The sequence below is a fragment of the Sphingomonas sp. genome, from assembly GCF_048595155.1.
In the GTDB taxonomy this organism is placed as follows: domain Bacteria; phylum Pseudomonadota; class Alphaproteobacteria; order Sphingomonadales; family Sphingomonadaceae; genus Sphingomonas_I.
The window spans coordinates 1-21,837 of sequence record NZ_JBMDXN010000103.1 but is presented as its reverse complement, the minus strand read 5'-3'; the positions used below and the strand labels follow the sequence as shown (position 1 = coordinate 21,837).

At 65.0% G+C, this 21,837-nt stretch carries 19 protein-coding genes; 15 read left to right on the top strand and 4 right to left on the bottom strand.

What is annotated here, in order from left to right; translation table 11 throughout:
* Nucleotides 1-16 precede the first annotated feature (16 nt).
* From tssK to ACOJSI_RS16100, 10 genes are all read left to right on the top strand, one after another.
* Nucleotides 17-1,363, top strand: coding sequence for a type VI secretion system baseplate subunit TssK (gene tssK / locus ACOJSI_RS16145; RefSeq protein ID WP_420139329.1), 1,347 nt, complete (start codon nucleotides 17-19; stop codon nucleotides 1,361-1,363).
* Nucleotides 1,360-2,808: a type VI secretion system protein TssL, long form gene (gene tssL, locus ACOJSI_RS16140; protein WP_420139328.1), complete on the top strand. Its 1,449-nt coding sequence runs from the start codon at nucleotides 1,360-1,362 to the stop codon at nucleotides 2,806-2,808. The genes tssK and tssL overlap by 4 nt, the downstream gene beginning before the upstream one ends.
* Nucleotides 2,808-6,419 (top strand): type VI secretion system membrane subunit TssM, encoded by a 3,612-nt coding sequence (gene tssM / locus ACOJSI_RS16135; protein WP_420139327.1) that lies wholly within the window; start codon nucleotides 2,808-2,810, stop codon nucleotides 6,417-6,419. Before tssL ends, tssM begins: the two co-directional genes overlap by 1 nt.
* Entirely contained in the window at nucleotides 6,401-6,925 is a 525-nt protein-coding gene (tagF, locus tag ACOJSI_RS16130) for a type VI secretion system-associated protein TagF (RefSeq protein WP_420139326.1), read from the top strand. The genes tssM and tagF overlap by 19 nt, the downstream gene beginning before the upstream one ends.
* Nucleotides 6,926-6,928: 3 nt before the next feature.
* Nucleotides 6,929-7,699, top strand: coding sequence for a PP2C family protein-serine/threonine phosphatase (locus tag ACOJSI_RS16125; RefSeq protein ID WP_420139325.1), 771 nt, complete (start codon nucleotides 6,929-6,931; stop codon nucleotides 7,697-7,699).
* A gap of 30 nt (nucleotides 7,700-7,729) precedes the next feature.
* Nucleotides 7,730-8,137 carry a C40 family peptidase gene (locus ACOJSI_RS16120; RefSeq protein WP_420139324.1) on the top strand — a complete coding sequence of 136 codons (408 nt, stop codon included), beginning with the start codon at nucleotides 7,730-7,732 and terminating at the stop codon, nucleotides 8,135-8,137.
* A complete protein-coding gene (locus tag ACOJSI_RS16115) occupies nucleotides 8,134-8,556 on the top strand; it encodes a hypothetical protein (protein ID WP_420139323.1) in 423 nt (140 codons plus the stop codon). Before ACOJSI_RS16120 ends, ACOJSI_RS16115 begins: the two co-directional genes overlap by 4 nt.
* 97 nt (nucleotides 8,557-8,653) lie before the next feature.
* Nucleotides 8,654-9,085, top strand: coding sequence for a hypothetical protein (locus tag ACOJSI_RS16110; protein WP_420139322.1), 432 nt, complete (start codon nucleotides 8,654-8,656; stop codon nucleotides 9,083-9,085).
* Between the two features lie 69 nt (nucleotides 9,086-9,154).
* On the top strand, nucleotides 9,155-10,267 hold the full coding sequence (locus ACOJSI_RS16105) for a helix-turn-helix domain-containing protein (RefSeq protein WP_420139321.1): 1,113 nt from the start codon (nucleotides 9,155-9,157) through the stop codon (nucleotides 10,265-10,267).
* 80 nt (nucleotides 10,268-10,347) lie between these two features.
* Nucleotides 10,348-11,832, top strand: a complete 1,485-nt coding sequence (locus tag ACOJSI_RS16100; RefSeq protein ID WP_420139320.1) for a S41 family peptidase — start codon at nucleotides 10,348-10,350, stop codon at nucleotides 11,830-11,832.
* Between the two features lie 27 nt (nucleotides 11,833-11,859).
* Here the strand turns inward: ACOJSI_RS16100 and ACOJSI_RS16095 are convergent, their stop codons facing one another.
* Complete coding sequence (locus ACOJSI_RS16095) at nucleotides 11,860-13,047, bottom strand: DUF1963 domain-containing protein (protein ID WP_420139319.1); 1,188 nt, start codon at nucleotides 13,045-13,047, stop codon at nucleotides 11,860-11,862.
* 99 nt (nucleotides 13,048-13,146) lie between these two features.
* Nucleotides 13,147-15,045 (bottom strand): ribonucleoside-diphosphate reductase subunit alpha, encoded by a 1,899-nt coding sequence (locus ACOJSI_RS16090; protein ID WP_420139318.1) that lies wholly within the window; start codon nucleotides 15,043-15,045, stop codon nucleotides 13,147-13,149.
* Nucleotides 15,046-15,444: 399 nt separating this feature from the next.
* On the opposite strand from ACOJSI_RS16090, the gene ACOJSI_RS16085 reads away from it, so the two are divergent.
* Nucleotides 15,445-16,965 carry a fumarate hydratase gene (locus ACOJSI_RS16085; protein ID WP_420139317.1) on the top strand — a complete coding sequence of 507 codons (1,521 nt, stop codon included), beginning with the start codon at nucleotides 15,445-15,447 and terminating at the stop codon, nucleotides 16,963-16,965.
* A gap of 71 nt (nucleotides 16,966-17,036) precedes the next feature.
* Here the strand turns inward: ACOJSI_RS16085 and ACOJSI_RS16080 are convergent, their stop codons facing one another.
* Both ACOJSI_RS16080 and ACOJSI_RS16075 read right to left on the bottom strand, forming a co-directional pair.
* Nucleotides 17,037-17,555, bottom strand: coding sequence for a hypothetical protein (locus tag ACOJSI_RS16080; protein WP_420139316.1), 519 nt, complete (start codon nucleotides 17,553-17,555; stop codon nucleotides 17,037-17,039).
* A complete protein-coding gene (locus ACOJSI_RS16075; protein ID WP_420139315.1) occupies nucleotides 17,552-17,812 on the bottom strand; it encodes a helix-turn-helix transcriptional regulator in 261 nt (86 codons plus the stop codon). Before ACOJSI_RS16075 ends, ACOJSI_RS16080 begins: the two co-directional genes overlap by 4 nt.
* Nucleotides 17,813-17,923: 111 nt before the next feature.
* On the opposite strand from ACOJSI_RS16075, the gene ACOJSI_RS16070 reads away from it, so the two are divergent.
* From ACOJSI_RS16070 to ACOJSI_RS16055, 4 genes are all read left to right on the top strand, one after another.
* Nucleotides 17,924-19,087, top strand: a complete 1,164-nt coding sequence (locus ACOJSI_RS16070) for an MBL fold metallo-hydrolase (RefSeq protein WP_420139314.1) — start codon at nucleotides 17,924-17,926, stop codon at nucleotides 19,085-19,087.
* 92 nt (nucleotides 19,088-19,179) lie between these two features.
* Nucleotides 19,180-19,812 (top strand): DUF1287 domain-containing protein, encoded by a 633-nt coding sequence (locus tag ACOJSI_RS16065; protein WP_420139313.1) that lies wholly within the window; start codon nucleotides 19,180-19,182, stop codon nucleotides 19,810-19,812.
* Nucleotides 19,813-19,922: 110 nt separating this feature from the next.
* Nucleotides 19,923-21,014, top strand: coding sequence for a patatin-like phospholipase family protein (locus ACOJSI_RS16060; RefSeq protein WP_420139312.1), 1,092 nt, complete (start codon nucleotides 19,923-19,925; stop codon nucleotides 21,012-21,014).
* Nucleotides 21,015-21,107: 93 nt separating this feature from the next.
* Entirely contained in the window at nucleotides 21,108-21,686 is a 579-nt protein-coding gene (locus ACOJSI_RS16055; protein WP_420139311.1) for an SMI1/KNR4 family protein, read from the top strand.
* Nucleotides 21,687-21,837: the final 151 nt, after the last annotated feature.

Below are 21,837 nucleotides of genomic sequence, written 5' to 3'. Positions count from 1 at the left end.
GGGGGCGAGGGTCGACATGTATTGGAATAACAAGGTTCTGTGGTCGGAGGGCATGTTCCTTCGGACACAGCATTTCCAGCAGTTCGAACGCTATATCGAGCGGCTGAACGAAAGCACCGCTCGCTGGCTGAACCCGCTCGGTTGGGGCTTTGCCCGTCTGGAGATTGACGAGGGGCTGCTGCGGACCGGATCGTTCGCCCTCTCCCGCGCGGCCGGGATCCTGCCTGACGGAACCGTGTTCGACGCGCCGTCGGCCGATGACCATCCCCGCCCGCTCGACGTGCCCGGCGATTTGCGCAACGCGGTCGTCCATCTGGCGCTGCCGATCCGCCGCCCCGGCGCGTTCGAGGCGCGGCTGGAGGCACGCAGCGGGCAGCCACTGCGCTGGGCCGCGCACGAGACCGAAATTCCGGATACGATCGAGGATAGCGAAGGCAGCGCGCCGGTAATGGTCGGGAAGCTCGACCTGGCGCTGATGCACGATCAACAGGAACTGACCGGCTATGTGACGCTGCCGGTGGCGCGGTTGATCGAGAAAAGGCTGGACGGCGCGCTGGTGCTCGATCCCGAATTCATCCCGACCGCGCTGAGCTGCGACGTATCCGCCAAGCTCGGCAGCTTCCTGGCCGAGATGCGCGGCCTGCTGCAGCATCGCGGGGCCGCGATCGCGGCGCGGCTGGCCGATCCGGGCGGGAAAAGCGTCGCCGAGATCAGCGACTTCCTGACGCTGATGATGATCAACCGCAACGAAGCCGTGCTGCGCCACCTCGGCACATTGGCCGACCTGCATCCACAGGATCTCTACCGCACGCTCACCGGGCTGGCCGGTGAGATCGCGACCTTCACCGAAACCGGGTCGAACCGTCCGCCGGAGTTCGCGGCCTATCAGCATAATGATCTGCAAACCAGCTTCGCGCCGCTGGTAGGCTTCCTGCGCGACGCGCTGAGCGCCGTGTTCGAGCAGACGGCCATTCCGATCCCGCTGGAGGATCGCGCCTACGGTATCCGTGTCGGCAAGATCACCGACCGTTCGCTGTTCAGCGATTGCACCTTCGTACTGGCCGCGCGTTCGTCGATCGACGGCGATCTTATCCGTACGAACCTGCCCAAGCGTACCACGATCGGTGCGGTCGAGCGCATCCGCGATCTGGTCAATCTCCAGCTGGGCGGTGCGCCGATCCGGCCGCTGCCGGCCGAGCCGCGCCAGATCCCGTTCCGGGCCGGAATGATCTATTTCGAGGTCAATACCAGCTCTGAGGATTGGCATCTGATCGAGCGATCGGGCGGCGTCGCCATCCACGTTTCGGGCGACGTGCCGGATCTTGAGCTGGAGCTGTGGGCCATTCGGGGACGCACACGGTGACCGGCCGCAATCCCTTCGAGCCGGACGACGACGCCGATCGGACGATGATCGGCCGGTCGCCGCAGCCACCGATCGATCCCGACGATCGCACCCAGATTTCCCAGGCGCCCATCGATCCCGACGATCGGACCCAGATCCGCTCGGGCGCGGCGGGACCGTTCGCGCGCCCGGAAACGCCGCAGCCGCGCGCACCGGTCGCCGCCGGTGGCGTCGCTGACACGCCGTTCACGCCGGCGCCTTTGTCGCTCGACAGCTTCGGCAGCGCGAACGGCAATGCCTTGCTGGCGGCGGGCGCGCCGCTGATCGCGCTGGCCAATTCGCTGCGCAGCGTCGTCGATCCAGGCGACGTGGTGCGGCTGCGGCGTACCGTGGTCGATGAATTGCGGCGCTTCCAGACGCGAACCCGCGAATTGTCGGTCAGCGATGAGGATGCGCGCTACGGCCATTATGTGCTGTGCGCGCTGATCGACGAGGTCGTGTTGTCGACGCCCTGGGGCGTGAAAAGCAGCTGGGGCCAGCAGACGCTGGTCGCGACCTTTCACAACGAAGTCGTGTCCGGCGATCGCATGTTCGAACTGGCCGATGCGCTGGAAGCACGCCCAGGTCGATCCCCCAATCTGCTCGAGCTGATTTATGTCTGCCTGTCCTTCGGGTTCGAGGGACGCATGCGGCTGGAACGGGGCGGCGCGAGCCGCCTCGTGCAATTGCGTGAGCGCCTCTATGCGGCGATCCGCAACCTCAAAGGACCGGTCGAGCGCGGCCTGTCGCCCAACTGGACCGGCGTCGATGCTGCCTACCAGCCGGTAGCGCGACAGACGCCCTTGTGGGTGTGGCTGGCCGGGTTCGGGCTGCTGCTGCTCGCGCTCTATGCGGGCTTCCTGCTGCATCTCGGCACGCTGGACGCGCGTGCGACCGCGCCGCTGACCGCCAATTACAAGGCCGGCCCGGCGACCCTGAACCGATCGGCGCCTGCGCCGCCATCGGACAGCCGGCTGTATCTGACAATTCTCGACATACTGAAGCCGGATATCGACGCAGGCCGCGTCGCGGTGACCGACAGCCCCGATGCGGTGCAGGTGCGGATGAAGGACAAGGGGCTGTTTGCGTCCGGCTCGGCCGATCTCGACAGCACCTATGGTGAGACGATCGGCCGCATCGCGCAGGCGATCGATCTGACCAAGGGCAATGTCGCGGTAACGGGCCATACCGATACGCAGCGCATCGTCTCGCTGCGCTACCCGTCCAACCAGGCATTGTCGGAGGCGCGCGCGGCGGCGGTGGTGCAGGCGTTGACCGCCAAGGGCATCGAAAGCGGGCGACTGAACCCGTCGGGCGTCGGCGAGACGCAGCCGGTGGCATCCAATGACGACGAACAGGGCCGGCGCCAGAACCGCCGCGTGGAGGTGACTATCCCCAAGAATTACGTCGAAGGGGGAGCCCGCTGATGGTGCTTTCGATGCCGCACTGGCTGCGGCGGCCGTGGGTGCGGCCGTCGCGCGGGGTGATGATCATACTCGGCCTGATCGCGCTGGCGCTGATCATCTGGTTCGTCGGGCCGCTGATCTCGATCGCGCGCTGGGTGCCGCTCGGTTCCGTCTGGGCGCGGGTTGGGCTGATCGTCCTCATCCTGCTGATCGTCGGGGGACGCTGGGGTTGGCGCAAATGGCGCGAACGGCAGCGCAATCGCGCCTTGGTAGCGGACTTGGAGGGGCGCCCCTCCGAAGCCGCCAACCAGAGCGAATTAGCCGCCGCCGACATCACCGCGATGGAGGAGCGGGCGGAAAAGGCGCTCGCGCTGATGCGCGACGCCAAGATCGGCGCCAAGGGCGAGCTGATCTACGAGCTGCCCTGGTATGCGATCATCGGACCTCCGGGCGCGGGCAAGACAACGGCGCTGCGCAACAGCGGGCTGGATTTCCCGATCGCGCAGGAAGTGGGCGACAGCCCGGTGCGCGGGATCGGCGGCACCCGCACGATCGAATGGTGGTTCACCGATCGCGCCGTGCTGATCGATACGGCGGGGCGTTACACGACCCAGGACAGCGATCAGGCGGTGGATGCGGGCGCGTGGCGTGGCTTCCTGGATCTGTTGAAGCAGCATCGCCCGCGCCAGCCGCTGACCGGAATCATCGTCGCCATCTCCGTTGCCGATCTGGCCGGCGCCGATGAAAGTGCGGCGATCGATCATGGCCGGGCGATCCGCCAGCGCATCAACGAGATGCAGGAAGCGTTCGGCATCCGTCTACCCGTCTATGTCCTGATCACGAAGATGGACCTGCTCGCCGGGTTCAACGAATATTTCGAGGATCTGAGCGCGCATGAGCGCGAGCAGGTCTGGGGCGAGACGTGGAAGCTCGACAGGGACGGCAAGCTGCCGGACGAGGCGCCGAGCTTCGACAAGGCCTTTGACGGCCTGTTGGCGCGACTGGATTCCCGCATGCTGATGCGCATGCAGTCCGAACAGGACATGATCCGGCGCGGGCTGATCTTCGGCTTTCCGCAGCAATTCGCGTCGCTGCGCCAGCCTCTGGGCCGGATGCTGCAGACCATCGCCAAATCGACCAAGTTCGAGACGCAGCCGCTGGTGCGCGGTTTCTACTTCACCAGCGGTACGCAGTTCGGTCGGCCGATCGACCGCCTGCTCGGCGCCTTGTCGAGCCGCTTCGGCCTGAGCCTGGGCGGGGCACGGCTGGAGAACAGCAAGGGCCGGAGCTACTTCCTGGCCGATCTGCTGAAGCGGGTCGTCTTTACCGAGGCGGCCTTGGCGGGCCGCGACCCCGCAGTCGAACGCCGCGCCCGGTTGATCAAGTTCGGTTCGATCGGCCTTGCCGCGGGCATCACGGCGATCGTCGCCGTGCTGTGGGTGGTCAGCTATTTCCGCAACAGCGCGCTCATCGACAAGCTGGAGACGCAAGCCGGTATCCTGCGCAAAAGCGTGCAGGCCTTGCCGCAGGGCCCGATCAGCGACAGCGATGTGACCCAGACGCTGGACGCGCTGGGTGAGGCACGCGCCTTGCCCTTCTCCAGCACCGCGCCTGCAGCGGATCGCACGCCCGGCTTCTCCTGGGGGCTGGGGCAGGTCGGCGCGCTGCGCCCGCAGGTCGACGGCGCCTATCATAATCTGTTGAACCAGCAGTTCCTGCCGCGCCTGTTGCTGGGCCTGGAAGACGAGCTGACCGAGCTCAACGGTGCGCAGGAAGAGCCGGGCAAGGATAATCGCGCGGAAACCTACAGTGTCCTGCGCCTGTATCTGATGCTCGGCCGGGCCAAGGGGGCGCCGCTGGATCGGCAGGGCATCCTGGCCGCATTCGACGATCGCTGGGCCAACGCCTTCCCGGGCGAGGACCAGGCGCCGCAGCGCGACATTTTGCACGCGCATCTCGCCTCGCTGCTGGCCGGGCCGGTCGAGCCGCCCAGGTTGAATGCCAGCCTGATCTCCGCATCGCGGGACCGGGTCGCCTCCCTCGGGCCGGGCGAGCGCGTCTATGCCCAGCTGCTGGCTGATCCGGCGTTGCGCAGCCTGCCGCCCTTCACGATCGCGGAAGTGCCGGGCGTCGGCAATTCGCGACTCTTCACCCGGAAGTCGGGCAAGCCGTTGACGGCCGGCATTCCCGGCATGTTCCGCCGGCGCTATTTCATCACCAATGTGCTGCCCGCCATCGGCCGCTACGCCGCCCAATCGGCCAATGAGAATTGGGTCACCGGTGAGGCTGGCGAAGCCTCCAGCCCGCTTTCCAGCGAAACGGGGCGGATCAAGGATGCGCTGCTCACGACCTATCTGGCCGATTTCACGCGCCGCTGGGACGAGATGATCGACGATGTCGTGGTCAGCGGTGAGCGGCCGATGGACGAGCGCCTGCAGCTCGCCGTGCGCCCGCCCTCGCCGGTGAAGGCGCTGTTCACGGCCTGGGGCAGCGAGACCGATCTCACCCCGCCGTCGCTGAAGCGCGGTCGCGGTGCGGCAGCGTTGCGGGTCGGCTCTCTCTTCTCGCGCTCCATCTATCGCGGCCTGAACAAGGCCAATCAGGTGGATTCGGCCGCGTCGCAGGGCGGCCCCGCTCCGCCAGGGCCATTGGACGAGGTGATCGAGCATTTCCGCTGGCTGCATGAACTGGCGCCGCCGACGGGCCCGTCGCCGATGGACGATGCGCTGATCGCGCTGACGGCCGTTGGCGATACGGGAACGGCGTTGCGGTCGGCCGCCGGCCTTGGCGATCCGATGCTGCAGCGGGATAAGCAGGCTGCCGCGATGGCGGCCACGGCGCGGCTCAACCAGGTGGCCGGTGGGCTGCCGCCAGCCGCCGGCGCCCTGTTCAAGGGCTTCGTCACCGCCTCGACCAAGCAGCTCAACCAGGATGCGCATGCCAATATCAAGACCATCTATGCGCAACAGCTCTACCCCGAATGCCGGTCTATCCTGGCGCAAGGGTTCCCGCTCGACGCGCGATCTTCGCACGATATCTCCATCGACGATTTTAGCCGACTGTTCCGGCCGAGCGGGTTGATCGACTCCTTCCAGACGACCAGCCTGGCCGGGCAGATGGACATGAGCGGCAAATATTGGGGACTGACCCAATCGGGACGCGCGCTCGGCCTGTCGCCGGCCTCGGTGCGGCAGTTCCAGAATGCCGACGCGATCCGCCAGGCGTTCTTCAAGCCCGGCGACATCCGGCCGAACGTTCGCATGGCGATCGAACCGCTGCGCATCGATGGCGACGCGACGGCGGTGACATTGACGCTGGACGGGGCGCCGGCCGCGTTCACGGCGACCGATCGGCGCAGCGTCGAGCTGCGCTGGCCGGGCGCGACTCCGGGCGTGACCGTGTCGTTCCAGCACAAGGGCTCGCCGACGCCGAGCGTCCGTAGCTGGACCGGGGATTGGGCATTCGCGCGGATGCTGCGGGACTCGCGGTTGAGCAATGTCACATCGCGTGGGTTTGTGGTGACGGTGAGCGACGGAGGTGCCAGTGTCGGCTTGCGCGTACGCATGCTGAACACGACCAATCCCTTCACCATCCGCGAACTGGGGAGCTTCCGGTGTCCATCCGGCTTGTGAGCGAGGCACCGCGTGCGGCCCTGTTCGGGAAGCTGCCCGCACATGGGGACTTTGTGCGGCGGGGCGATCCCGATCTGGTGCAGGCACTCGACGGCTGGCTCACCGCCGAGGTGGATCGTTTCGCGGTGGGCGCCGGATATGATCTCGACGCGCGCCTGTCCGAACTGCCAACCTGGTGTTTTCGCCTGCCGGGCGACATCAGCGGCGCGCTGGCCGCAAGCCGGGACAAGGTTGGCCGGATCTATCCCGTGATCGCCACCGCGGATGCGCAGCCGGGCGGTGCGCAGCGCATCGCGGAATTGCTGACGGAGGCGCAGGAGCAGGGGCTGGATGCGGACGAGACCAAAGCGCGCCTGATCGTGATCGCCACGGAAGCGCCGGCGGCCGATGCAGTGGTGGAGGAAGAAGGCTGGTGGCGCGCGTCCGACCCAGCGACGCGCGCTGCAGCGGTCGATCCCATGCCGACGGGCGCCGACTTTGCGCGCCTGTTCGACGGGGAGGGCTGAGCCATGCCCGGCTTCAGCTATGAAACCGCCGAACGCACGCATGTCGGCTGCGTACGCAAGCTGAACGAGGATCGCGTGCTGAGCCGGCCGGAGGTCGGCCTGTGGGCGGTGGCCGATGGCATGGGCGGTCATCAGGCAGGCGATCTGGCGTCGAGCATGATTGTCGATGCGCTGAGTTCGATCGAGTTGCTCGGCACGGGCTATGCTTTTCTGGATGAGGTCCAGGAAAGCGTGCAGCGGGTCAATCGGACGCTGGTGTCGCACGCACGACTGTCGCGACCCGGCACGGTGATCGGATCAACGCTGGTCGCGCTGCTGATCTATGACGGCCATTTCGCGTGCCTGTGGGCGGGCGACAGTCGCGCCTATCTGCTGCGCGAGGGGCGGCTCAGCCAGATCACGCGCGATCACAGCATGGTGCAGGAACTGATTGATTCCGGGGCGCTCCAGCGTGCCGATGCGCCTTATTACGGGCGCTCGAACGTCATCACACGCGCGGTCGGCGTGAATGATCGGCTGGCGCTGGATATTGCCAGTGGACCGATCCAGGAAGGCGACATTTTCCTGCTCTGCTCGGACGGGCTGACGGGCATGATGGACGATGACGAGATCGAGGCGACCATGAAGGCGCGCAATGCCGAGGATGCCGCGGATCATTTGCTGAAGGTGAGCCTGGATCGCGGAGCCAAAGACAATGTCAGCCTGATCCTGGTGCATGTCGAGCCGTCGGTCGACGATACGCTGCGGACGGCACGGAGGACATTGCTGGCGTAGCGAATCGAGAAGGTCACGGTGGAGCGTGCCATGCAGGCAGAAGGGTTAGGGCAGCCGGAGATCGTTACCGCGGCGCAGAAGGTGGCCGAGGAAGCTGCCGGCCAGCCCTATACGTGGGGCGGGCATAGCACCAAGGGGTTCGATTGCTCGGGCTTCGTCATCTATGTGCTGCGTCAGGCCAAGCCGGATGCCGGTTTTGCTTTCATGACCGCGGCGGAGATCTTTGCCGATCGCCGCTTTCAGAGCGCCACACCGCCGCCGCAACCTGGCGATCTTATCTGCTTCCCCGCAGGCAGCGGGATGCCGCACGACCATGTCGGGATCGTCACCGATGCTGGCCACTGGATCGGCTCGCAAAGCAGCACCGGCGTCGCCAGCGTTTCCTTCACCAATCCCTGGTGGTCCAAGAAGAAGCATTATTTCCTGAGGCTGAAATGAAAGCGATCGCGATTCTGGCGGCAAGTATGCTGCTATCCGCTGGCGCCTGCAGTGCGGCAGGGCCGCCTTATTGGCTGAAGGACTGGACGTTCGGTGAGATCAGCGGTTCGAAGGATGCGAAGGCCAGCGTGGCGCAGACTGGCGCGAACCATCTGGGCCTGGAGGCTGATCGGGTGGTGGATCCGCTCTATGAAGGGTGCCCGACAGGCGCGAATTACGACGATATCAAGCATCGCAGCCGGGCCGAGCTCAGCCGCCATTTTGGGACGTCGTGGCGCTTTCCGGCGACGCTGGATGCGCCGGGCAGCGTGGCCGGCTGGATCCGCTGCAAGGGGGTGAACGTGGCGCCCGTCGCTTTCGTCAATTCCAATCTGGGCTACCGCTTCTTTGAGGACGGGATCGTCATCACACTGCACTGAAAGGGGGCGCCTGCGTGCACGGGCTTGAACGATGAGCGCGGGGCGGCGGTGCAGTTTCGCTACGGGCATTGCGTTAGCGAGCAGCGTAATCGCCGCCGTGCCTAGCGCAGCGGCGCCTGAAATAGCGGGCATCTCCGCCCGTTTGTTTCTGCGTGACACGGGGACGCTGTCACCCGATTTGCTGCGGACGCCCGACCTGATCGGCAATACGCTGACCATGGGCGATTCCGCTCTGGTTGTGATCACGATTACCGACCGAGGGATTGACGGCGGGTCCAGCTCAAACCGTGTGCGGCTGATCGCGATCGAGGAGGCGCCCACCTTTGCGGTCGGCGGCGCCCGCCAAGCCCCGCAGCGAGTGCTGAACCGGACAGCAAGGGTTCCGCCTCTCCGGAATGGAGAAAGCATCTATGTCGGCTTCTGGGTTGACCACATTGGCTGTGCGCCGCTCCGCCTGATTGCTTCGTTCGACGGCGGCGCACCTGGCGCGTCGAGACAGGAGGTGATCGGCTTCCAATGCTATGAGTAGCTGATCGGATCAGCCGGTAATTTGCCGGAGTGGGCTGGGCGCGGCGCATAAGCGCATTAAGATCAAGCCATGGCCCCGCAGCTAGTTTTTGGATGGCGCACGGCGCTGCTGCTCGCGGCGAGTGTACAGATGGGCCTCATCGCGCTGGCGCTATGGCAGCCAATCGCCAATCGGAGTGCCAATCGCAGCTTGTCGTGCCTGTTGGTGGCTATAGTGGGTGTGATCACGCCCGATACGATCGGGTTTGCAGGGTTCTACGATCGCTTCCCGTGGCTGTCCTTCGCACCCTTTGCCGTGCCGTTGGCGATCGGGCCGCTTCTCTATGGCTATACGCATGCGATCGGCTTCGGGAGGCTGCCGCACCGCTTTGCCTTGCATCTCGCGCCGGCGGGTGCGCAGTTTCTCTATCAGCTAGCAATTTTCGTCCAGCCATTGCCGCGCAAGGCGGGATGGGACGCCACCGTGACTCCCTATGTGGAGCCGTTGCTCACACTGGCGCTACTGATGAGCCTTGCGGGTTATGCCGTGGCCAGCCTGCGTCTGCTGACCCGCTATCGCGGGCGGCTGGCGCAAGAGCGGAGCGATGACGATCGACTGAGCGCACGCTGGCTCAGCCGCGCCGTCACGGCGTTGCTGTTGCTGATGATCGTCTGGTTCTGCTTCGAGGGCTGGAGCCATATAATCGCGCCGCTCGACTATTTTGGCGACGTCGGACGCTATTTGGCGACGGCGTTTATCGGCTGTTACCTGGCCGTCGAAGGTTGGCGGCACGCAGCGCGACCCTCCGCGGCATTCGTCTGGATGCCGGTTCACGAGCCAGTCGCAGCGAGCCGCGATTGGGCTGCGACGGGTGAAGCCTGGGCGGCCGAGGTGCGGGCGGGGCAATGGTATCGCGATCCTGAATTGTCGATTGGCCGGCTCGCACGGATGCTGGGTACCAATAGCGGCTATCTGTCGCGCGCCCTGAACCAGGGGCTGAGCCTCAATTTCTCGACCTTTATCGCCCGGTTGCGGTGCGAGGCCGTTGCCGATGCGCTCCGGGCCGGGAGCAAGAGCGATCTGGTGGATCTGGCGCTGGATGCGGGGTTTGGATCCAAGGCGACCTTCAACCGCGCCTTTCGCGCACGCTTCGGGCAATCGCCGTCCGCCTTTCGCCGATTGCACGGCTCAGATCCGGAATAAGTGGTCCGCGGCGCATTTTGAGGCGCGCCGAGGCGGGCGGCTCGGCAGGGAAACGCATCCTCGTCGTGGAGCCTGCCGATATGCCGCCTACCATAACCCGCCGCACGCTAATGCAGGGGGGCGCTACGGTCGCTGCGGCAGCCTTGTCGGGTATCGCCGCATCAAGAGGTCGCGACTTCAGCGCCGATGCAGATGTGCTGGCGCGGGCCTATGGCGCACTGCACCCCGGGCTCTATCGTTATAACAGCCCAGATCAGGTCGGCGCGCATTTTGCCGCGTTGCGCCGGGCGATGGCGTCCCATCCGACGCTGGCGGATGCTTACCTGGCTTTGGCGCGCTGCACGGCGGCGATCCGCTGCGGCCATAGCTATCCCAATTTCTACAATCAAAGTGTCGGGCTGCGACGGCAGCTGTTCGAGGCCCGCGACAAGCTGCCCTTCCTGTTTCGATGGATCGATCGCCGCATGGTGGTCACGCGCGATCTGTCCGCGCGCCCAATGGCGCCCGGCACGCAGATCGAGAGGATTGGCGGCGTGCCGGTCGGCCGGTTGCTGGAAGGGTTGATGCCCTATGCCCGCGCGGATGGGCATAATCATGCTAAGCGGCGCCGTATCCTGGAGCTGGAGGCGATCGATCGTTTCCAGGCGTTCGATATATATGCGCCGATGCTGTGGCCGCGCCTGTTCGGACGCGGCACAATCCCGATCGTCGCCCGGCGGCCCGACGGGCAGACAGGGTCCCGCACGCTTACTCTGATGACGCTGGCCGAGCGTCAGGCGGTCGTGCCGCCGATCGGGAAGGCGCCGGGCGATCGGATATCATGGTCGCTGACCCGGCATCCGGGCGGCATCGCCTGCATCACTATGCCGTCCTGGAGCGTCTATAATGGGAGTTGGGATTGGGCAGCCTGGCTCGAGGCCCGGCTGGACGAGATCGCATCGGACGGCACGCGCACGCTGATCGTGGATGTGCGCGGCAATGAGGGGGGGCTCGATTGCGGCAATGCGATCCTGGCGCGGCTCGTGCGGCAGCCGCTGACGCCGGTGCGCAATGCGGCGCGGGTGCGGGCGCGTCGGGTGCCGGACGACATCCGCCAGCACGTCGATACATGGGACAAAAGTTTTTACGATTGGGGCGATCGCGCCCGCGGGCCGCGCGCCGATGGCTATTACGACCTGGCCCCCGATAGCGGGGACGCCAACGCGGCTCTCACGATTGAGCCGCATGGCCGGGCTTTCAATGGCAAATTGATCGTGCTGACCGACGCCAGCAACAGCTCTGCCACGTTTGGCTTCGTGCAGGTGGTCCGGGCGAGCGGCCTGGGCCAAGTGATCGGCGAGGCGACAGGCGGCAATCGCCGGGGGATCAATGGCGGGGCCTTCCTGTTCCTGCGCCTGCCCGCTTCCGGCATCGAGGTGGACCTGCCGCTGATCGGCTATTTTCCGACTGACGCGCAGCCCGACGCAGGTATAATCCCCGATATCGAGGTAGCGGAAACGGCCGCCGACATCGCTGCCGGTTTCGATCGGACGATGGCGACCGCACTTCACGTCGCCCAATCCTAAGATGATCGACGCGTCGGGACCCTGGGATCAGCTTTGTTCGTACACCGCCCAGGCACGATCGAACCGGCCCGCCGCCAGATCCTCTTCGCGCAGGAGGATGTTGAGCGCGCCCGGCAGGAGATTTCCGATCGATTGGTCGGGACCGAGCTGAAACAGCAGGCGCCATGATGAGGCTTCTTGCAGACAATGTTGCGCCTCGGGCGTTCGATGGCTCTCGGCGCTTCCCGCACCGATACCGTTGGCGGCAAGGGTAGCGGTGTCGGCCATGCTATAGTGGCTTTCGCGTGGCCAACCGCCGAGCTGGTGCGCGCCATTGGGCCCGTCGCCGGGCCAGCCGGCATGGTCGAACATCCATTGCTGCAGCAGGGCGCTATCCTCTTTGCTTAGCGACAGCGCGTCGCCGAAGCGGGAATGCGGAAAAGGAATGGTGATCGCGGCCTGCGGGAGCAAGCGTGCGGGCGAGAGGCACGTTCCGGCGAGATCGGCGACATCCGCCAGCGGTCCGGGCACCTCCGCGCGCACCAGCAGATCGGCGGGCGTGTCGTCGTAAAAGATTGACAGGCCGACCGCGGAGCTGGGGGCGTAGGAGGGCGGCAGCAGCAACAGGTCGTAGAACAGATATAACCGCCCGGACGGCGGCAAAGCTTGATCGAAGCCATGGCGTTGCGCGAGGTCCGCCAGATCGAGCTGGGCGAGGAAGGCGAGCGGAAAACGGGCGCTTGCAGCGGTGGATTTGGCGATCGCCTCGCGGGCGACGGGGACGCAATCCTCAGCGGTGAAGCGGAAGGCAAAAGCTGCGTCGAGATCCGCCGCATCGACGTCTAGGGATCGCATGAAGGCAAGCGTGTCCGCCTTCTGTCGCGCGGTCTCGGCGAGCAAGGCGGCGCCCCGTTCGGCGTCCATCCACGGTGGCACGATGCCGGCATCGGCATGGAAGCGTTCGGCACTTTCGAGCGCTGCCTTGGCCAACGCTCCGTTGTCGGCATAAGCCGGGCGGATCGGCCAGGGCCGCCCTGGCGGCAGATCGGGCCGGCCGCCGATTTTCGACATACCCGGCGGGATCGTCGTATCGTCCGCAGGATGAGCCGCGAGCATCAGCGCCGGGCGCGCAGTGGTCAGGATGTGATCGATCGCATCGGCACATAATCCGATATCGGCCAAGGATTGCGCGAGCGTCGCTATCGTTGGCGGCCAACCGGCAGGTTCATAGGTCATAACGATCCTGCGGTTGGCGTGCCTACGTGGCGATCAGCGTGTGATGCGGACGACTATTGGCAGGCCAGAGTGCCGGCCGATCAGCCAGTGATCCGGGGATCACTGGCAGGCCAGGCACTCATCATAATCCTTGGCCTCGACCTCTATCTGGCGAAGCTGCGGCGTATTGTCGGCCTCGACACCCCCGGCGAAACCCGCGCGCTGGATCGACTTGGAGCGCAGATAGTAAAGCGACTTGATGCCCAATTCCCACGCGCGGAAGTGGAGCATCAGCAGGTCCCATTTCTCGACATCGGCCGGGATGAACAGGTTCAGCGACTGCGCCTGATCGATATAAGGCGTGCGATCGGCAGCGAGTTCGATCAGCCAGCGCTGGTCGATTTCGAACGACGTCTTGTAGACGTCCTTTTCTTCTTGCGTGAGGAAATCGAGATGCTGGACCGAGCCGCCCTGTTCGAGGATCGAATTCCAGATCGCGTCCGAATTCTTCGACTTCTCGATCAGCAGTTTCTCCAGATAGGGGTTCTTGATCGAGAAGCTGCCCGACAGCGTCTTGTGCGTGTAAATATTGGCCGGGATCGGCTCGATGCAAGCCGACGTGCCGCCGCAAATGATGCTGATCGACGCGGTGGGCGCGATCGCGGTCTTGCAGCTGAAACGCTCCATCACGCCCATGTCGGCGGCGTCGGGGCAGGGGCCGCGCTCGATCGCAAGCTGCATCGACGCTTCGTTCACCTGCGCCTGGATGTGCTTGAAGATGCGCAGGTTCCAGCTCTTGGCCATCGCGCCTTCGAACGGCAGGCCGCGCGCCTGCAAGAAGGAGTGGAAGCCCATCACGCCCAAGCCGACCGAGCGTTCGCGCATCGCCGAATATTTGGCGCGCTCCATGCCCGGCTCGGCCCGGTCGATATAATCCTGCAGGACATTGTCGAGGAAGCGCATCACGTCCTCGATGAAGCCCTTATGGTCCTTCCACTGATCCCAGGTTTCCAAGCTGAGCGACGACAGGCAGCAGACCGCGGTGCGCGCCTCGCCATATTGATCACGCCCGGTCGGCAGCGTGATTTCGGAGCAGAGGTTGGAGGTGGAGACCTTCAGGCCCGCATCGCGATGATGCTTGGGCATGGCGCGGTTCACCGTGTCGGCGAAGACGATATAGGGTTCGCCGGTGGCGAGGCGGGTTTCGACCAGCTTCTGGAACAGCGAGCGCGCGTCGACCTCGCCGCGCTTGGAGCCGTCCTTGGGCGACTTCAGATCGAAGCTGGTGCCGTTGCGCACCGCTTCCATGAATTCGTCGGTCAGCAGCACGCCGTGATGCAGGTTCAACGCCTTGCGGTTGAAGTCGCCCGACGGCTTGCGGATCTCCAGGAATTCCTCGATCTCCGGATGGGCGACGTCGAGATAGACCGCGGCGGAACCGCGCCGCAGCGAACCCTGGCTGATCGCCAGCGTCAGGCTGTCCATCACGCGCACGAACGGGATGATGCCGCTGGTCTTGCCGTTGAGGCCGACCGGCTCGCCGATGCCGCGTACCGAACCCCAATAGGTGCCGATGCCGCCGCCGCGCGAGGCGAGCCACACATTCTCGTTCCAGGTATCGACGATGCCGTTGAGGCTGTCGTCGACCGAGTTCAGGAAGCAGGAAATCGGCAGGCCGCGACCGGTGCCGCCATTGGAAAGGACCGGCGTCGCCGGCATGAACCACAGCTGCGAGATATAATCATAGATGCGCTGGGCGTGCGCCTGATCGTCGGCATAGGCCGAGGCGACGCGCACGAACAGGTCCTGATAGCTTTCGCCTGGCAGCAGATAGCGGTCGCGCAGCGTTTCCTTGCCGAATTCCGTCAGCAGCGCGTCACGCGAATGATCGACGTCCAGCGGAAAGGGCGTGTCGCGGCGCTTGCTGCCGGTGGCAGCCGGTGCGGCCGGCGCGTTGTCCGCGGCATCCAGCAGGGTGGCCATATCGTTCGCTTCCCGTTCTTCGCTCGAAAAGTCCATCGCCCGTTCCCTTATCGTGTCCCTGTTCGACTCACGGGGCGGTGCCCCACATGCTAAGCGCATCGACAGGAGCGGCAAGGATTGAGGCCGCGCAAACCCGTCCATCCCCATGTCCATAGGGCGGGTGCTTCCGGAAACGATATGGTGATCGCGCCGGTGTTTCTCAATCTGATGCCGTAGCCCCTGGGGTCGACACCACCGATAGTGTCACTACCGAGTCAGGCGCACAAGATGTTTATTATTTCGGGGTGCGCTTGACGTGCCCGAAAGCGCCACTTTTCGGGATAGCAACGCCCGGATTGCGGTGGATCAGTGGCCGGATCGTGTGAGCCTCCGCAGTCTCCAGCCCACGCCGTGTGACGCTTTGAATATCGATCATCACCGATTAGGAGGCGCGCCATGACCACCATCATCCGCGAAGCCGATCTGATCGAGAGCGTCGCCGACGCGCTCCAGTACATCTCCTACTTCCACCCGATGGATTATATCCGTGCGCTGGGTGACGCTTACGCGGCCGAGCAATCGCCCGCGGCCAAGGACGCCATCGCGCAGATCCTGACCAACAGCCGGATGTGCGCGGAAGGGCATCGCCCGATCTGCCAGGATACGGGCATCGTTACGGTGTTCGTGAAGTGGGGGCAGGACTGCAGGCTGGAGAGCAATCGCTCGCTGCAAGAGGTGATCGATGAAGGCGTGCGCCGCGCCTACCTCCACCCCGAAAACAAGCTGCGCGCCTCGATCCTCGCCGATCCGGCCTTCGGACGGGTGAATACCAAGGACAATACGCCGAGCGTGCTGCACGTCGAAATGGTGCCGGGCCATCATGTCGACGTGACGGTCGCGGCCAAGGGCGGCGGCAGCGAGAACAAGTCCAAGTTCAAGATGATGAACCCGTCGGATTCGATCGTCGACTGGGTGCTGGAGACGGTGCCCCAGATGGGCGCGGGCTGGTGCCCGCCGGGCATGCTCGGCATCGGCATCGGCGGGACGGCCGAGAAGGCGATGCTGCTCGCCAAGGAATCGCTGATGGGCGACATCGACATGGCGCAGCTGCGCGCGCGCGGGCCCTCCACCAAGATCGAGGAATTGCGCATCGAATTGTTCGAGAAGGTCAACGCGCTCGGCATCGGCGCGCAGGGGCTGGGCGGCCTTTCGACCGTGCTTGACGTCAAGATCCTCGACTGGCCGACCCATGCCGCGTCCAAGCCGATCGCGATGATTCCGAATTGTGCGGCGACGCGTCATGCGCATTTCCACCTCGACGGATCGGGCCCGGCCTATCTCGAGCCGCCCAAGCTGGAAGATTGGCCGCAGGTCGAATGGACGCCGAGCAAGGAATCCATCCGGGTCGATCTCGATAGTTTGACGCCGGAAGTCGTGGCTAGCTGGAAACCGGGCGACCGGCTGTTGCTCAACGGCAAGATGCTGACCGGGCGCGACGCCGCGCACAAGCGCATCGCGGACATGCTCGCCAAGGGGGAGGAACTGCCGGTCGAGTTCGCAGGCCGCGTCATCTATTATGTCGGCCCGGTCGATCCGGTCCGCGACGAGGTGGTGGGACCGGCGGGGCCGACGACGGCGACGCGCATGGACAAGTTCACCAAGATGATGCTCGACCAGGGCTTGCTGGCGATGGTCGGCAAGGCCGAACGCGGCCCGGTGGCGATCGAGGCGATCCGCGAGGCCAAGAGCGCGTACCTGATGGCGGTGGGCGGCGCGGCTTATCTGGTCGCGCGTGCGATCAAGGGCGCCAAAGTGGTCGGCTTCGCTGATCTCGGCATGGAAGCAATCTACGAATTCGACGTGCGCGACATGCCGGTGACGGTGGCGGTCGATGCGACCGGCACCAGCGTCCACCATACCGGCCCGCTGGTATGGCGCGAGAAGATCGCGAAAGAGCGGCTTCTAGAGACGGTTTGAACCGGGGCTCTGGCGGGAAATACGCGCTATCCTGTCCAGCGGCCCTGGCCCGCGCTGAAGCGAGCGGGGGATCAATCCTGGTCGTTGGCGGGTGGCGCAGGCTGCATCCAGCTGGCGATCAGGGTCGGGAGGAGCAGCGCCAGCGCCTGCAGCCCGAAACCGAGGTTGATCCATTCGGACGGCGTATGCGGCTGCCACCAGCCCAAGACGCCCGCCATCGCCATATAGAAGCAGCCCGCCATTGCCGATATGGCGAGGATCAGCCCCGATAAGGCGTATGCCCGAGCTTTGATCATCAGTTCGCGTTCGTCGAGCGGCGGGCTCACCGAAGGGTGGAGGCGCGGCCCCAGCAGGCGCAGGAAATGGGCGGCGAGGTAGGCGCCGTAGAACAGGCCGATCCCGGCCATGAGCGGCCCGAATGGCCGCTGAACCGGCCGCGCCAACAACACATATCCCGCGATGAGCGCGATGCATGCGATCAGCGGCGCCCACCGCAGCCGGCGCGGGGCGACCTTCATGAAGATCAACCGATCGATACCCGTCGCGTAAACGGCGCGATCCATTCTCTCGAGCAGGGTCATGGCGGTCATTCTCCTACCGCAGCGGCGCGGCGCAGTGTGTCGGCGACGGATTCGAACGGTGTGAAGGAAAAGAGCAGTTCGACCGGCACGTCGAAATAGGCCGCTATCTTCATCGCGAGTTCCAGGCTGGGCTTGTAATCGCCGCGCTCGAGATAGCCGATCGTCTGATTGTTCACGCCAACCGCCTCCGCCAGCGCGCGCCGGGACGTTCCGCGTTCGGCGCGAAATAGAGCGATGCGGTTGTAGAGGTTGGCCATCTTGTGCATCTGCATAGCGGAATATTGTGTTTACACAACGATTCGTTTATAGCGATGGAAGTTGATTAGGTGCGATCAAACCATTGCTCCGCGCCGCATCGCCGCTAAGGCGGCGTGACGATGAGGCAGACAATGATGCGGATCTGGGGCGTTATCTGGAGGGGGCTGCTAGGGGCACTGATCGCGCTCTTGCTCATTCCTGCCGTCGTTCCTCCCTTTCTCGACCGCATCTATTATCGCGGGCCCGCGACCGGCCATTTCGATGGACGGCATTTCTTCAATCCCGAAGGCGAACAGGGCACGGGCGGCGCGCAGAACCGGACGCCGTGGGAAATGGCGTGGCGCACCTCTGTGATGAAAGAGCCGTCGCCATGGCCCAAACATGTCCGCACCGAGCGGGGCTATCCTGCGGCGGCCGGGCTGGCCTGCCCGCTCAAGCCGGACCATGTGCGGGAAAATTGGGCGCGCTGCGTCGATCGGGTCGATCCCAAGCGCATGTTCGTGACCTGGATCGGCCACTCGACCGTTTTGGTGCAGGCCGGCGGGATCAACATCCTGACCGATCCGATCTATGCGGAGCGCAGCGGCCCTTGGGGCTTGTTCGGCCCGAAACGCGTGCGCGATCCGGGGATCGCCCTCGACGATCTGCCGCATATCGATCTTATTCTGGTGAGCCACAATCACTGGGATCATATGGATTTGCCGACGCTGAAGCGCCTGTGGGCGCGGGATCGTCCGCTGATCATCACGGGCCTGGGCAACGACACCATCCTGAAGAGCGCCGGCGTGCCCTCGATCGCGGAGGACTGGGGCGGCAAAGTGAAGGTGCGCCCCGGCATCACGGTGACGATCGAACGCGCCCATCATTGGAGCTCGCGCTGGTGGAAGGACAAGGACCGGGCGTTATGGTCGGGCTTTGCGGTGACGTTGCCGGGCGGCAACCTCTATTATGCGGGCGATACTGGGCCTGGTGACGGGAGCTGGGTAAGTACGGCGGTGAAGGATGGCCCCTACCGGCTGGCGCTGATCCCGATCGGCGCCTTTCAGCCGCATGAGCCGATGAGCGGCAACCATATCAACCCGGTCGAGGCCGTTACCGCCTTCCAGAAGCTGGGCGCAGCCTATGCGCTTGGCGTGCACTGGGGCACGTTCAAATTGTCGAGCGAGGGGCTGTACGATCCTCCCAACCTTCTCCACGCCACGATGGACCATCGCGGAATTGCGCGCGGCCGTTTCCGCGCGATCGAGGTGGGCAAGAATTGGGAAATTCCGCCACTGCGATAATGTTGCCTGATCTGGATGGCCGCGGCCGTTCGCCCGCTGGAAGCGGTGCGAGCATTGGGATAGCGTCGCACGCATCCGATGGGAGAGCGGCGATGATGGGCCCGTTAGAACGATTCGAGCCGGGCACGGAGATCGCTTCCTTCTCCCGCAGGACACTGCTGCTCGGTTCGCTCTGTTCGCCATTGGCGCCGCTTGCGGCGATGCCCAATCCGCGCCGGGCGAGCGTGCTGATCGCCGCCGCGCGCCGGCAAGTCGGCGTCACGCTCCACTATGATCCGGGCTATACCAAGCTCGCTTTTCCGGGCGGGGACGTTCCGCGCGCAAAAGGCGTCTGCACCGACGTCCTCATTCGCGCCTATCGCGATGCCTTAGCGCTGGACTTGCAGGTGCTGGTCAACGCCGACATGCGCCGGAATTTCGCGGCCTATCCGCACCGTTGGGGGCTACGCGCGCCTGACAGCAACATCGATCATCGCCGCGTCCCCAATCTGCAGACGTTCTTCACGCGCCAGCATGCGCGCCTGCCGATGCCGGACAATCCCAACGCGTGGCAGCCGGGCGACATCTTCACGAGCCTGATTGACGGCCGGCTGCCGCATACCGGCATCGTCTCCGATCGTGGCCGAGGCTATGTCATTCATAATATCGGCAACGGAGCCCGCGAGGAGGCAGCGCTGTTTCGCTATCCGCTGACCGGGCGATATCGCTGGAACCTCAGCGCCTGATCCTGCCCGGCTCCGCGTGGCTGGTATGATCTAAGTTGTCGGCATTGCTGGATTTCTCGGAACGCGCCGCGCCGCACGCGGTTCAGCTACGGCGAAGCGGCGGAGGCCCGATGTCCCATCCTAATTTATCCGGCGTCAAGGTCGCGCTTGTCTTGAGCGGGGGCAACGCGCTCGGCGCCTATCAGGCCGGCGCCTATCAGGCGCTCTACGATGCGGGGATTGAGCCCGATTGGGTGGCGGGCGCATCGGTGGGATCGGTGAACGGTGCGATCCTGTGCGGGAACCCGCCCGCGCAGCGGTTGGCAGCGTTGGAGCGCTTGTGGCGGCCCAGCACGCCGCGAGGTGCGGCAGCAGGCGATTGGCCAGGCGCGCTGGAAGATGCGCGGCGGACGGCGGTGGCCGCCTGGACGATGGCGGCTGGCAAGCCGGAGATTTTCACGCCGCGCCACCTGCTGGGGCCTTGGTGGAACCCTTTCGGTAATAGTGAACCGGCCAGTCTGTATGATACGACGCCGCTGCGCGAGACATTGTTGGGCCTCGTCGACTTCGACCGGCTGAATCGCGACAGGCCGCGCTATTCTGCCACCGCAGTCGATATCGAAACCGGCGAGGATGTGGTGTTCGATACGCGCAGCCATCGCATCGAGCCCGATCATATTCGCGCAAGCAGTGCGCTGCTTCCAGCATTCTCCCCGGTCAAGGTCGGGGACCGATGGTTGGGGGATGCCGGCATTTCCGCCAACCTGCCCCTGGACGGCGTATTGAGCGAGGTATCCGGCGAACCGGTCTTGTGCATTGCGATCGATCTGCTGCCGCTGCAGGCGCCGCCGCCGCGCACGTTGGGCGAGAGCGTGATCCGCATGCAGGACCTGATGTTCGCGACGCAAAGCCGGCGCGCGATTGCGTCGTGGCAGGCTATCTTTGACGATTGCACGAACAGGGGCAGTGCGGCGGCTGCGACGATTGTTCATATCGCTTACTCCGATCATGATCGGGAAGTTAGCGGCAAGGCGTTCGACTTTTCGCCGCAGACCGTCGCTGAACGCTGGCAGGCCGGATTGAGGGATATGCGCCATGCGATCGGCCGATTGGCGGAGGGACGGATCACGATCGGTGAGGCCGGACTCGCCGTCTATGCGCTGGCCGAAGGGCGTGACCCGTTCGTGCGCGTACGCTGGCCCCTTGCTCCTGTTGCAGCATGATACAGAGCCCGAGAGAGGGCTTACTTGCGTCACGCTCAGGCGCATAGCGCTGGCGTGACAGGCCATGCTTTGGAAGAGTGACCAGGGAGACGCGTGGAGAGCGACGTGAAGGACAAGGTGGCACGGATCTCAGACTGGATCGAACGAGCCGATCCCGACAGTGGGCCCATGTTCAACCCGCCCGCCACGGAAGCTCGTCGCGCCGCCGCCGAAGCGCAACTGGGCCTCGCACTGCCGCCTTCCGCGCGCGACCTGTATCTGCTTGGCGATGGTCAGCCATTGAGCGCGGTCTGCCTTTGGAATGCGTTTCGGCTGATGGCGCTGGAGGAGGTGGTTGAAGCCGCCGCCTTCCTCAACGATTTCTTTCCGGGCGGGATCAATGAGGAAAATCCGGATCATGCGCCGATGGACGTGGACGCGGGCATACGTGCGACATGGTGGTGGCCGAAATGGATCCCGGTCTTGACGAACGACTCGGGCGATTATCTGTGTCTCGATCTCGACCCCACCGCGCAGGGGCAGGTCGGTCAACTCATCTCTTATTATCATGATGAGACGTTTCGGCGTGTCGAGGCGCCCGGCTTGGACCCACTTCTGGCCGATATCGTTGGCGATCTGGAATCGGGCCGGTTCAGAGTCGAAGACGGGATGATCGAGGCAGTTCGCACGTGACTGCTGAGGCGGGCAGGGTGCCGTGCTCGAGGGTGCGACCTCAGTCGCGTTCAGGTGCGCCAAGCGGGAAGTAATGGCGATAGGGGCGCGCCTGCTCCACCGCGCGTGCAAAGGACGGCCGGGCGATCAGGCGGGCGCGATAGGCGCGCAG